The organism is Microvirga sp. HBU67558 (genome assembly GCF_018069605.1).
GTDB classification, from domain to species: domain Bacteria; phylum Pseudomonadota; class Alphaproteobacteria; order Rhizobiales; family Beijerinckiaceae; genus Microvirga; species Microvirga terrae.
The window spans coordinates 38,244-51,404 of record NZ_JAGPUP010000548.1; the positions used below are offsets into that span (position 1 = coordinate 38,244).

10 protein-coding genes are annotated in these 13,161 nt (G+C 65.8%); 5 read left to right on the forward strand and 5 right to left on the reverse strand.

Annotated elements, in window-relative coordinates; translation table 11 throughout:
• Positions 1 to 189 precede the first annotated feature (189 nt).
• Positions 190 to 600: a hypothetical protein gene (locus tag KBI52_RS23220; RefSeq protein WP_173948209.1), complete on the reverse strand. Its 411-nt coding sequence runs from the start codon at positions 598 to 600 to the stop codon at positions 190 to 192.
• A gap of 118 nt (positions 601 to 718) precedes the next feature.
• Positions 719 to 862 (reverse strand): hypothetical protein, encoded by a 144-nt coding sequence (locus tag KBI52_RS23225; protein ID WP_210811904.1) that lies wholly within the window; start codon positions 860 to 862, stop codon positions 719 to 721.
• 730 nt (positions 863 to 1,592) lie between these two features.
• Between KBI52_RS23225 and aspS the strand changes: the two genes are divergently transcribed.
• The gene (aspS, locus tag KBI52_RS23230) at positions 1,593 to 3,401 is read left to right on the forward strand and encodes an aspartate--tRNA ligase (protein ID WP_210811926.1); all 1,809 of its coding nucleotides are present in this window, start codon (positions 1,593 to 1,595) and stop codon (positions 3,399 to 3,401) included.
• Positions 3,398 to 4,252 (forward strand): glycosyltransferase family 2 protein, encoded by an 855-nt coding sequence (locus tag KBI52_RS23235; protein ID WP_173948207.1) that lies wholly within the window; start codon positions 3,398 to 3,400, stop codon positions 4,250 to 4,252. The genes aspS and KBI52_RS23235 overlap by 4 nt, the downstream gene beginning before the upstream one ends.
• 133 nt (positions 4,253 to 4,385) lie before the next feature.
• On the opposite strand, the gene KBI52_RS23240 is transcribed toward KBI52_RS23235, so the two are convergent.
• Positions 4,386 to 5,006, reverse strand: coding sequence for a CatB-related O-acetyltransferase (locus KBI52_RS23240; protein ID WP_173948206.1), 621 nt, complete (start codon positions 5,004 to 5,006; stop codon positions 4,386 to 4,388).
• Positions 5,007 to 5,105: 99 nt separating this feature from the next.
• Here KBI52_RS23240 and KBI52_RS23245 point away from each other — a divergent pair, with 99 nt between their 5' ends.
• The gene (locus tag KBI52_RS23245) at positions 5,106 to 7,409 is read left to right on the forward strand and encodes an NADP-dependent malic enzyme (protein WP_173948205.1); all 2,304 of its coding nucleotides are present in this window, start codon (positions 5,106 to 5,108) and stop codon (positions 7,407 to 7,409) included.
• A 246-nt stretch (positions 7,410 to 7,655) separates the two neighbouring features.
• Here the strand turns inward: KBI52_RS23245 and KBI52_RS23250 are convergent, their stop codons facing one another.
• Entirely contained in the window at positions 7,656 to 9,515 is a 1,860-nt protein-coding gene (locus KBI52_RS23250) for a hypothetical protein (RefSeq protein WP_210811905.1), read from the reverse strand.
• An 81-nt stretch (positions 9,516 to 9,596) separates the two neighbouring features.
• A complete protein-coding gene (gene erpA, locus KBI52_RS23255; RefSeq protein WP_173948203.1) occupies positions 9,597 to 9,923 on the reverse strand; it encodes an iron-sulfur cluster insertion protein ErpA in 327 nt (108 codons plus the stop codon).
• An 88-nt stretch (positions 9,924 to 10,011) separates the two neighbouring features.
• Between erpA and KBI52_RS23260 the strand changes: the two genes are divergently transcribed.
• Together KBI52_RS23260 and argS are read left to right on the forward strand one after the other, a co-directional pair.
• On the forward strand, positions 10,012 to 11,226 hold the full coding sequence (locus KBI52_RS23260; RefSeq protein ID WP_210811906.1) for a deoxyguanosinetriphosphate triphosphohydrolase: 1,215 nt from the start codon (positions 10,012 to 10,014) through the stop codon (positions 11,224 to 11,226).
• Between the two features lie 106 nt (positions 11,227 to 11,332).
• Entirely contained in the window at positions 11,333 to 13,093 is a 1,761-nt protein-coding gene (gene argS, locus KBI52_RS23265) for an arginine--tRNA ligase (protein ID WP_173948201.1), read from the forward strand.
• Positions 13,094 to 13,161: the final 68 nt, after the last annotated feature.

The following is a 13,161-nucleotide window of genomic DNA, read 5'->3' on the forward strand; positions in this document are numbered from 1 at the left end:
TGCTGAGCAGGGAAACAAGCGGGCGCGCAGCTTGACGGCGATGGTGGCGCATCCTCTTCCAGCGGGACTTCATGACCGAGTTGCTGCTTGCTCGGCTTCACCGCTCACGGCGGACAAGGACTGCGAGACGCAGATCTGCCGACGACGCCTCTCCGGCGCCGTTGTGCGTTCGCGGTGCGGTCGCCCGCTTTAGCCGGAAGGGAAGCGGTCGGTTGCCGGCGCGTGGAGCGACGCACCTTGCGCGGCCGCCTTCCTGCGCGCCTTGGCCTGACGCTCCGCGCGTCTCATGAGCCAGTCGAGGATGTTGTGCTCGACCACGAGACCGGTTTCCGCATCCTCCAGACGTTGGATCCGGTCGACCCTGAAGCCGCGATAGCTGTCCTCGGACAGGATGTCGATGCCGCCGAGCAGCATCTTGCCGGGGCCTACCTTCAGCTCGCGCGCCAGCACCCAGCGCCGGCTCGCGTTGCCAGCCTGGTCGACATAGTCGAGTTCCAGCGCGCCGTCGAACGGATAGACGTGCCAATTGCCCTCGATCCGCTCCTCGACGGGAGCGTTCCGGGCCGGTCTCAGCAGGGATGTGGCGAGGGTGTTAACCATAGGAAGAATATGGTAATTCACCCTTTGTTCTGCAAGGATTTCGGACGTCTGGGAGGGGAAAATTCCACTGGAATCCACATCCATTTCCGAAGGGACTCGCTCGGGTCCGAGTGACGCTCTAGGGCTGGTGCGACAGGCTCACGGCGTCCGTGTCCACGAGGCGTGCGACGGCCGCTAGCAGGAGAATCGCCGTGAGGACGCCGCTCGCGAGCAGGACGAACCGAAAAAAGTACTCGACGAAATCCTCAGGCGACCGCTTCATTGCACCTCACTTAGAACCCTTCTAGAGAAGCGGTCCACAGGGCGCCTTAACCTGTGTTAGGGCCAAGCCTCGAGGCGGCGCGAGCGTCGACGTGCCGGTTCGGGGCGGGACGCCTGAACCGCCTTGTCCGCGGACAGTCGTGGCTGTTCCGTTGGGCGGAGGGCGTCCTTGAAGCGGGCGATGTGCTCCGGCGCACGCGAGAACGGGGTACTCCCGGGGGGACCATTGTGAGGAATCGCCGAACAGGACAGAATTCCCGTCATCTCCTCGACAGGTGACGCCATGCAGGCCCTTTTCATCGCCTCCCTCTATCTCAGTGTGACCCTCACGACCTTCATGCTGATCGTCAGCCTGACGAACCTCGCGGGTCCGGTCCTCGGCCTGACGATCCACTGAGCGGCGTCACGGAGAGAACGCAGGGGCGGGGGCTGTGTACCCCGTTCCCCCAGCGCCTGGTCCTGCCGCAACGATGCACCCGGCGCCACGGCCTGGCTTGTCACCGCCATCGCGACAGGAAGAAACACGAGGCTTTCAGAATCGGGACCACTGAAACCTGGCCGTTGATGGCGCCGAGGGGCCGGCAGGGCTGCGGAGGTCGGATACTCTCGGCTCCGCCTGTCCCGGAGGGCGCCTGCGCCTGTCACATTTCATCCTTCCGCCTTGACTTCCCCCGCCTCCCATGGATGTTGCGCTTCAAACCGAACCAGCAGGCCTCTCCATGTCCGCCTCCATGCACCGTTACCGTTCCCACACCTGCGGCGCGCTCCGCGAATCCGATGTCGGCCAGGTCGCCCGGCTCTCCGGCTGGTGCCACCGCATCCGCGACCATGGCGGTGTGCTGTTCATCGACCTGCGCGACCATTACGGCATGACGCAATGCGTGATCGATCCGGATTCCCCGGCCTTCAAGCAGGCGGAAGCCGCGCGCTCGGAATGGGTGATCCGGGTCGACGGCAAGGTGCGCAAGCGCCCGGCCGGCACCGAGAACCCGGAACTGCCCACCGGCACGGTCGAGGTCTACATCACCGACATGGAGGTGCTGGGTCCGGCGGCCGAGCTGCCGATGCCGGTCTTCGGCGACCAGGACTACCCGGAGGAGACCCGTCTCACGTACCGGTATCTGGACCTGCGCCGCGAGAAGCTGCACGCCAACATCATGAAGCGCGGGGCGATCATCAACAGCCTGCGCTCGCGTATGCAGCAGAGCGGCTTCTTCGAGTTCACGACGCCGATCCTGACCGCCTCCTCGCCGGAGGGCGCGCGCGACTTCCTGGTGCCGTCGCGCATCCATCCCGGCAAGTTCTACGCCCTGCCGCAGGCGCCGCAGCAGTTCAAGCAGCTGATCATGATCTCCGGCTTCGACCGGTACTTCCAGATCGCGCCCTGCTTCCGCGATGAGGATCCGCGCGCCGATCGCCTGCCGGGCGAGTTCTACCAGCTCGACGTGGAAATGAGCTTCGTCACCCAGGAGGACATCTTCCAGACCATGGAGCCGGTGATCCGCGACACCTTCAAGGAGTTCGCGGACGGCAAGCCGGTCACCGACGTCTTCCCGCGCATCCCGTATTTCGAGTCCATGCTGAAATACGGCAACGACAAGCCCGACCTGCGCAACCCGCTGATCATCGCGGACGTGTCGGAGGTGTTCACCCGCGAGGACGTGACCTTCAACGCGTTCAAGAACGTGATCAAGTCGGGCGGCGTCGTGCGTGCCATCCCGGCGCCGGGTGCCGCCGCGCAGCCGCGCTCGTTCTTCGACAAGCTCAACGACTGGGCCCGCACAGAAGGCGCGCCCGGCCTCGGCTACATCGTGTTCGAGGAGGAGGGCGGCCAGATCCAGGCCAAGGGACCGATCGCCAAGTTCATCCCGGAGGCCGCTCAGGCGGTCATCCGCGAGAAGGCCGGCATCAAGGCTGGCGACGCGGTGTTCTTCTCGGCCGGGGCCGAGGACAAGGCCGCCTCGCTCGCCGGCAAGGCGCGCACCCGCATCGGCGACGAGCTCAGCCTCATCGACAAGGACCGGTTCGAGTTCTGCTGGATCGTCGACTTCCCGCAATACGAGTGGAACGACGACGAGAAGAAGATCGACTTCTCCCACAACCCGTTCTCCATGGCGGATTTCGACCATGAGGCCTTCATGGCCCTCGACCCGACCGACAAGGACACGATCCTCAAGATCACGGCCTTCCAGTACGACATGGTCTGCAACGGCTACGAGATGGCATCGGGGTCGATCCGCAACCACCGGCCCGACCGGATGGTGAAGGCCTTCGAGATCGCCGGCTACGGCGAGAAGGAGGTCATGGAGCGGTTCGGCGGCATGTACCGCGCGTTCCAATACGGCGCACCGCCCCACGGCGGCATGGCGGCCGGCGTCGACCGCATCGTGATGCTGCTCTGCGGCGCGCACAACCTGCGCGAAATCACGCTGTTCCCGATGAACCAGAAGGCGGAAGATCTCCTGCTCGGGGCGCCCTCCGAGGCGACGCCGAAGCAGCTCCGCGAGCTGCACGTCCGGCTGAACCTGCAGGAGAAATGAGCCCCCACGACGTCACCGCCATCGTCGTGACCTTCGACAGCGCCCATGCGCTGCCGGAGTGTCTCGGCGCGCTGGCGGCGGACGGAGCGCCGGCGCTCGTGGTCGACAACGCCTCGACGGACGACACGGTGGCCATCGCCCAAGGGCAGGGCGCGCGCGTCGTCCGCAATGACCGCAACTTGGGTTACGGCCGCGCCAACAACATCGGCGTGCGGGCGGCCGGAACCGCGTTCGTGCTGGTCGTCAATCCGGACTGCGTCGTCGACAGGGGCGCGGTCGTGGCCCTCGTCGACGCGGCGCGGCGTTATCCGGACGCGGCGTTCTTCGCGCCGCAGATCGTGGAGCCCAGCGGGCGCGTGTTCTACCAGCCGCGCTCGCTCCTCGCGACTTCGCTGACCAATCCCGGCGGCAAGCTCGTCGTTCCCGAGGGCGAGGCCTGCGCGCCGTTCTTCTCGGGCGCCTGCTTCCTCATCCGCCGCGACGTGTTCCTCGAGCTCGGCGGCTTCGACGAGAACATCTTTCTGTTCTACGAGGACGACGACCTGTGCCGCCGGGTGGCCGATTCCGGCTCGGCGCTGATCTACGTCCCGCAGGCCGTCGTGCGGCATGGGCGCGGCCGGTCGAGCGGGGAACGGCCCGGCCGCATCTTCACGTCCCGCTGGCACCAGGCCTGGTCGCGCGCTTACGTAAGCCGCAAGTACGGCCTGCCGAACCCGGCGCCCGGCATGGCGGCGGTCAACGGGCTGAAAGCCGTCGCGGCGAGCCTGACCTTCCGGCGCAGTCTGATCGAGCGCTATGCCGGCTCCGCCGCAGGCGCGTGGGCGGCGATGCGGGGCCGAAAAGCGTTCTGAGGTCCTGCCAAATCTCCTCCCACGTCATGGCCAGGCTTGTCCCGGCCATCCCGATGATGTGAAACGCTGCGCTTCTCGGATCGAGATCACCGGCACAAAGCCGGTGATGACGAGGAGGATGGTTTCGGAAGTCTCACAAGCATTGCGTCCGCAGCACCTTCACGGCCGCGATCAGCTCGCGGATCCGGTCGCTCTGCAGCAGCGGGATGAGGGTGGCGATCTTGTCCCGGGGCAGGTCCCACCATCGCGCGTCGAGAAGCGCCGCGATGGTCTCCTGGTCGAAACGGTGCCGGATCACCCTGGCCGGATTGCCGCCGACGATGGCATAGGGCGGGACATCCTTGGTCACGATGGCATGGGCCGCCACCACCGCGCCATGCCCTATGGTCACGCCTGACATGATGATCGCGCCGGAGCCGAGCCACACGTCGTGGCCGATGGTCACGTCGCCGCGCGAGGTGTGATAATCCTCGCTCTTCGGCGCCGCGGGCCAGAGGTCGCGGAAGGCCGAAAAGGGATAGGTCGTGCCCCAGTCGGTGCGGTGGTTGCCGCCGAGCAGGATCTCCACCTTGTCGGCGATGGAGCCGTAGCGGCCGATGGTGAGCTTGCGGCCTGATTCCGGAAATCGGACCTTGGGCTTACCATAGGTGAACTCGCCGATTTCGTAACCATGGCGTTCCGCCATACGGGCAAGGTGGACGCGGGTCTGGTTGTGCGGGTTGCGCCAGTTCTTCAGGCGGTGCCGGAGCTTCATCGTGCGACCCCGCGGGCTGAGACAAGAACATTGACGGCAGGGTGAAGGGCGCGCACAAGGGCCTCCAGGTTGGTTCGGTCAGTGCAAGGAGCGTCGGGGATGGGAGACAACATCTCGCAGGATCTGAAATCGGGAGCGATGTTCTACCACCAGCATCCGCGCCCCGGAAAGCTCGAGATCCAGCCGACCAAGCCCCTCGGCAATCAGCGCGACCTGGCGCTGGCTTATTCTCCCGGCGTAGCCGCCCCCTGCGAGGCGATTGCCGCCGACCCGGCCGAGGCCGCCAACCTTACCTCCCGCCAGAACCTGGTCGCCGTGATCTCCAACGGCACAGCCGTGCTGGGGCTCGGCGACATCGGCCCGCTCGCCTCGAAGCCCGTCATGGAGGGCAAGGCGGTCCTGTTCAAGAAGTTCTCCGGCATCGACGTGTTCGACATCGAACTGGCCGAGAAGAACGTGGACAAGCTCGTCGAGGTGATCGCAGCCCTGGAGCCGACCTTCGGGGGCATCAATCTCGAGGACATCAAGGCGCCTGAATGCTTCGAGGTCGAGGAGCGTTTGAAGGCCCGGATGGGTATCCCGGTCTTCCACGACGACCAGCACGGCACCGCGATCATCGTGGGCGCGGCCGTGACAAACGCCCTGGAGCTCGCCGGCAAGAAGATCGAGGACGTGAAGATCGTCACGTCCGGCGCCGGCGCTGCGGCGCTCGCCTGCCTCAATCTCCTGGTCTCGCTGGGCGCCAAGCGCGAGAACATCTGGGTCACGGACATCAAGGGCGTGGTCCACGAGGGTCGCAACGAGCTCATGGACCGCTGGAAGTCGGCCTATGCTCAAGTCACCGATGCGCGCACGCTTGCCGACGTGATCCCCAACGCGGACGTGTTCCTGGGCCTCTCGGCCGGCGGCGTCCTCAAGCCCGAACTGCTCGCCCAGATGGCCCCGCGTCCGCTGATCATGGCGCTCGCCAACCCCTATCCGGAGATCATGCCGGAGGAGGCCGAGGCCGCGCGGCCCGACGCGATGATCTGCACCGGGCGCTCGGATTATCCGAACCAGGTCAACAACGTCCTGTGCTTCCCCTACATCTTCCGTGGCGCGCTCGACGTGGGCGCGACGACCATCAACGAGGAGATGAAGGCCGCCGCCGTGAAGGCCATCGCGGGCCTCGCCCGCGAGGCCCCGTCCGAGGTGGTGGCGCGCGCCTATGGCGGCGAGGCGCATCCCTTCGGCCGCAAGTCCCTGATTCCGAGCCCGTTCGATCCTCGGCTCATCCTGCGCATCGCGCCGGCCGTCGCAAAGGCCGCGATGGAGTCCGGGGTGGCGACGCGGCCTCTGGCGGATCTCGACGCCTATGCGGAATCCCTCGGCCGCTTCGTGTTCCGCTCGGGCTTCATCATGAAGCCGCTGTTCTCGCAGGCGAAGGCCGGTCCGAAACGCGTCATCTACGCCGAGGGCGAGGACGAGCGCGTGCTGCGGGCCGTGCAGGTCATCGTCGAGGAGGGCATCGCCAAACCGATCCTCATCGGGCGCCCCAACGTCGTCGAAGCCCGCATGAAGCGTTTCGGCCTGTCCATGGAGATCGGACGCCACTTCGAGCTGGTCAACCCGGAGGACGATCCGCGCTACCGCGATTACGTGGCCACCTACGTGGAGGCAGCCGGCCGCAAGGGCATCACGCCTGACGCGGCCCGGACCCTGGTGCGCACGAACAACACGGTCATTGGGGCCCTCGCCGTGAGGCGAGGGGACGCGGACGCGCTGATCTGCGGCCTGGAAGGCCGGTTCCAGTCCCGCGTCAAGCACATCAAGGACATCATCGGGCTTGCTCCCGGAGTGCACGAAATGGCGGCCCTGTCGCTCGTCATCACGTCGAAGGGCGCCTACTTCCTCGCCGACACCCACGTGCAGATCGATCCGACTGCGGAGCAGATCGCCGACATGACGATCGCCTGCGCGAGCCACGTGCGCCGGTTCGGCATCGAGCCCAAGATCGCGCTCCTGTCGCATTCGGATTTCGGCGCGGCCGACAGCCGCTCGGCGCTCAAGATGCGGGAGGCGCTGGCGTGCATCACCGAGCGCGCGCCCGACCTCGAGGTCGACGGCGAGATGCAGGCCGACTCGGCGCTGTCCCAGATGATCCGCGAGCGCGTCAATCCCAACTCGCGGCTGAAGGGCGAGGCGAACGTGCTCATCATGCCGAACCTCGACGCAGCCAACATCGCGTTCCAGTTCACCAAGGTGCTGGCCGATTCGCTCCCGGTCGGCCCGATCCTCATCGGTCCGGCCAAGCCCGCCCATATCCTGACCCCGTCCGTGACCGCCCGCGGCATCGTCAACATCACGGCGATCGCGGTCGTCGAGGCGCAGGCGGCCGAGGAGGATCAGCCGTCGCTGATCTGATCCCGTGCACGTCCGGATGAGCCCTCATCCGGACAGGCCGGAGCGCCATTCCCCCTCGCCATCACCGGGCTTGTCCCGGTGATCCCGATGCTGTGAAACGCCGCGCCATCTCCGATCGAGATGGCCGGCACGAGGCCGGCCATGGCGGGATCGGGTGCCATGGCCAGGAGGGCGATAGAAGACCGGTGATGACAGCGGAGCGACAGGGCCTCCGGCGGTCGCGATGCCTATGCGGAAGGGCAGGCGTTACTCCGCCTTCGCGCTGACGTTCAGCTTCCCGAGGATATCTTTCGGGTCCTGCACCACCATCGCTTCTGCGATCCCGAGACCCGACGAGTCCTTGGGTGTTGCGCTGACCGAAAGCTTGCCGGGCTTGGCGATGAAGCGGGCGACGGCCTGGCTCAGGGTCTGGGCCTGCTCGGAACTGCCGATCATCGCCGGAACGACGAAAGCCGCCGCCGCCGCATAGGTGCGGCGCAGGGATTCGGGCGTCGTCTTCTGCTCCTTGGCGGCCTGGGCCATGTAGCGCTCGAACAGACCCTTGTTCTCGACCGTGAGGTCGACAGCTTTAGCCCGGGCCCCGACGAGGGCGACCGTTGCGAGCGCCGTGTCCGGGTTGAAGAGATCCTTGCCGACATTCCCGATACGGCCCGTCAGGCCGATATTGCCCATGTCCAGGCCCTGGAAAGAGACCTCGCTGAGAGCGATCTCGCTCGCGGCCTCGTTCCAGGTGGCGGCCGCCAGGAAAGAGACGTCGATGGTCTTGTAGCCGAGCGCCACGAGTTCCTTCACGCCGTCATCCGTGCTGTTCGACGGCAGCGCCATCGTCAGGTTCTGCAGACCGAACCTGAAATTGGTCGGGATGGCGTTCACGGGCTTGTCGGCGGTCAGCTCGAAGCCCTTCAGGCCGGCCTGAACCTTCACCTTCTTGCCCTCGTCGTCCGTCGTCCCGTCGATGGAGACGCCCTGCAGGCGCAGGGTCCCGAGGGTGGGGACGAGACTGCGGATCATAGCCGGATCGAGATCGTCGAAGGACTTGCCCTGGAGGGTCCGCAGACCGTCGAGGGTCTGACGGAACGAGAAACCCGTCAGGCTCAGGCCGTCGAGCTTGACGCGGTTCTCCTTGTCGGAGAACTCGAAACCTTCCCATCGCATGTCGGCAGGCTGCGTTTCCGTCCCGCCCGTATAGGCGACCCGGCCGATGCGGGCCTGGCCGGGCTTGCCCTTGGTCTTCGTGTTCACCTCGATCCCGGAGGCCTCGACGTAACCGATCTGGAAGGCATCGAGGAGGTCCGCGAGGGCCGGGAAGAAGCGTGCCTGATCCTCGGGCGAAAGCTCCTGCCTTTCGGCCATCTCGGTGAAGAGGCCGAAGGTCCCATTCCAGGAATCCCGGGTCTGCCGCCCCATGAAGTCCCGGCCGCTCATGCGCCCGACCTTGAACGTCACGTTCGTCTCGTTGTCGGTGACGTCGATGTTCTCGATTGCAAAGGCGCCGTAGATCTTCGCAAAGGGAGCCGACGTACTTTCGGCTTTCGCCTCATAGAGCCGTGCGAGTGCCGTCAGGTCGAGCTCGCTCATGGTCGCGCGGCCGTTGCTGACGACGAGGCTGCCCTTGGCGCGCTTCGTCTCGGCGCCCGTCGCCTCGATGATCGCCGAGGTGATCCGGCCCTGAACGACATCGGTCAGCGTGGTGTTGCGATAGGTCGTCGTCTGGACGTCCTGGCCGAGGGTCTGCTTCACCCGTGCTTCCGGAATCAGAATCTGCTTCACGCTGATGCGCTTCAGGCGGCTTTCCATCGGCTCGGTCGAGGAGGAAGAAAACAGCGCCTCGAGATCGGCCCGCGAGGAGGAGATCCCGGAAAACTCGATGCGCTTGGCCTCGTAGGTCGTGGACCCGAAGGTGAAGCTCACATTGTCCAGGCTGAGGCTGTCGGCCGATTGCGCGACGGCCGCGCTCCATAATGGAACCTTGACCGCGCCGACCGCGAGGCGGTGCCCGCCGGCGTCGACCACGAGGTTGCGAAGAACGGCAGGCTCGAACTGCAAAGCGGCCGAACCGGCCAGTAAGGCGAGTGCGCAGATCCCTGCGCGATAAGAAAGTCTCATCCTGTCCCCCAAGCCGGCGAATCCGTCGCCGACCAACCTGGATTGAATTCGCGGCGGACAATAAGACCTTAGGTAAAGATTTTACAACGAGAACGAGGTGCCGCAGCCGCAGGATGCGGTGGCGTGGGGGTTTTCGATCTTGAAGGACTGGCCGATCAGGTCGTCGACGAAGTCGATGACGGAGCCGTCCATGTACTGGATCGAGACCTCGTCGACCACGACGGTCGCTCCGTCCTTCTCGATCACAAGATCGTCGTCCTGCCGGGTCCGGTCGACGTCGAAGGCGTATTGGAACCCCGAACAGCCGCCCCCGTTGACGCTGATTCTCAGGTGCGAGCCGGCCGGTTCTGCAGCCATGATCTCGTTGATGCGGCGGGCGGCGCGTTCGGTCAGGGTAATACCGGTCATGGGCACTTCCAGTCCTCGGGAGGACGTATTCTTTGGACAAGGTGTTATGAGCAAGGTAAGTGCGCCCTGACAAGGCTTCAACCCGGGGATGATCGTGCGGCCCTTTGGCGAGAGATGGCGAGCCCCTTACGCCTGTGATCCTTGGGTGAGCCGCGGCCGGCTCTACCCGGAGGCGGTCTCGCCCACCCGCAGCGACTTCCAGCGCGACCGCGACCGGATCATCCATTCCTCGGCCTTCCGCCGGCTCAAGCACAAGACCCAGGTCTTCGTCTATCACGAGGGCGACCATTTCCGGACCCGCCTGACTCATACCATCGAGGTGAGCCAGATCGCCCGGGCGCTCGCCCGCTCCCTGGGGCTCGACGAGGATCTCGCCGAGGCCCTGGCGCTCTCCCACGACCTCGGCCACACCCCGTTCGGACACACCGGCGAGGATACGCTCGAGGAGTGCATGGCCGGGTTCGGCGGCTTCGACCACAACGCCCAGGCCCTGCGCGTCGTGACCCGTCTGGAGCGTCGGTACGCCGAATATGACGGGCTGAACCTCACCTGGGATACCCTGGAGGGGCTGGTCAAGCATAACGGCCCGCTCCTGGATCCGGAGGGGCGCCCGACCCTGCGCTATGCCGCGCGCGGGGTTCCGCTGGCGATCTTGGAGTACAACGCCCAGCAGGATCTGGACCTCGCCACCCATGCCGGCGGCGAGGCTCAGGCGGCGGCGATCGCCGACGACATCGCCTACGATGCCCATGACATCGACGACGGGTTGCGGGCCGGGCTGTTCCGGATCGAGGAGCTGCGCGAGGTGCCGTTCCTCGACGGCCTCCTGAAGGAGATCGACGCGCGCTACCCGGGCCTCGATCTGTCCCGGCGCATCCACGAACTGACCCGTCGGGTCATCACCCGCTTCGTCGAGGACGTGGTGGCCGAGGGCGAGCGCAGGATCGCCGCCTTGTCTCCGCGGAATGCCGAGGATATCCGCCGCGCGGGCGACACCATGGTGTGCTTCTCGAGCGCCATGAAAGAGGCCGACGCCTCAATCAAGCGCTTCCTCTACGCCCGCATGTATCGCCACCCGGACGTCATGCGGGTCCGTGCCCAGGCAGACGACGTGCTGCGGGACCTGTTCAGGCGCTTCAAGGCCGAGCCGGATCTGATGCCCGAGGAATGGAGGGCCGATCTGCCGCGGGACGACGAACCGCGCCTGTCCCGCCGCGTGGCGGATTACATTGCAGGCATGACGGACCGCTACGCGATCCTCGAACACCGGCGCCTGTTTGACGTAACGCCGGACTTGCGTTAGGCGCGGCTGCATCCTTCGCAACGGCCCGCCGTCCTCTTCGGTCGAGGGCTCATGAAGCGTTTTGTCGGCTGCGATCAGGGCCTGTCGCCCATTGAGATGAAGTACCATGAACATTTTCGGGCTGTTTGAGAAGCGGGTTGCGGATGCGCTCGGCCGGTTGGCCGGGGAGGCCAAGATTCCCTCGGGGCTGGACGTCAGCCGCGTCGTGGTCGAGCCCCCGCGCGATCCCTCCCATGGCGACTTGGCCACCAACGCCGCCATGGTGCTGGCCAAGGAAGCACGCATGAACCCGCGCGCCCTGGCCGAGCTCCTCGTCGCCGATCTCAAGGACGACCCGCGAGTCACCCAGGTGGCGATCGCCGGGCCGGGCTTCATCAACATCCGGCTCGCGCCCTCCGTCCTGCACGAGGTTCTGCGGGCCGCGCTCGTGGACACGAACGGCTTCGGCCGGAGCGGCCAGGGGGCAGGATCGCCGATCAACGTCGAGTACGTCTCGGCCAATCCGACCGGTCCGATGCATGTGGGCCATTGCCGGGGCGCGGTCTTCGGCGACGCCCTGTCGGGTCTCCTGGATTTCGCCGGCTACAAGGTCACCCGCGAGTACTACATCAACGATGCCGGCGCGCAGGTCGATGTTCTCGCCCGCTCGGCCTATCTCCGCTACAAGGAGGCCCTGGGCCACGATATCGGGGTGATCCCGGAGGGGCTCTATCCCGGCGATTATCTGAAGCCGGTCGGCGAGCGGCTCGCCAAGGAGCACGGCACGGCGCTGCTCGATCGACCGGAATCCGAGTGGCTGCCGCTCGTGCGCCGGATCTCCATCGACGCCATGATGGACATGATCCGGGACGACCTCGCGGCGCTCAACATCCATCACGACGTGTTCTTCTCGGAGCGGTCGCTCCAGCTGGAGCCTTCCGACCAGGTCCGGGAGCTCATCACGGAGCTTCGCGGTCGCGATCTCGTCTATATGGGCCGTCTGCCCCCGCCCAAGGGCCAGAAGGATGAGGATTGGGAGGACCGGGAGCAGCTTCTCTTCCGCGCCACCGCGTTCGGCGACGAGGTGGACCGCCCGCTTCTCAAGTCCGACGGCTCCTACACGTACTTCGCCTCCGACATCGCCTATCATCGCTCCAAGTTCGAACGCGGCTTCGCGGCGATGATCGACGTGTGGGGTGCCGATCACGGCGGATACGTCAAGCGCATGCAGGCGGCCGTGAAGGCCGTTTCGGATAACAGGGCCGAGCTTGACGTGAAGCTCTGCCAGCTCGTCAAGCTGCTGCGCGGGGGCGAGCCGGTGAAGATGTCCAAGCGGTCGGGGGATTTCGTGACCCTGCGGGAGGTGGTCGACGAGGTCGGCCGGGACGCCACCCGCTTCATGATGATCTTCCGCAAGAACGACGCCACCCTGGATTTCGACCTCGCCAAGGTGGTCGAGCAGTCCAAGGACAACCCGGTCTTCTACGTCCAGTACGCCCATGCCCGCTGCGCGTCGGTGTTCCGTCAGGCGGCCGAGGCGTTCCCGGGTGTGGATTTCTCGGCGGCCCAGCTCGAGCAGGCCGATCTGTCGATCCTGAGCGACGAGGCGGAGATGGACATCATCCACCGCATCGCCCAGTTCCCGCGGATGATCGAGGCGGCAGCCGAAGCCCACGAGCCCCATCGGGTCGCATTCTACCTCTACGACCTGGCGAGCGCCTTCCATAGTTTATGGAATAAGGGCAAAGACTTGCCGCAATTACGCTTTGTTAATCTAACTGATAAAGATTCAACACAGGCGAGGCTCGCTCTCGTGCATGCCCTGAAGGGTGTGCTCGCATCTGGTCTCGCAATCCTGGGCGTCACGGCACCCGATGAAATGCGATAGTGTTTCTTGAGGCGAATCAATCGCTTACGAAGCATACGCGTCGGGTTCCGTTACGTCGTGCCGGCGGA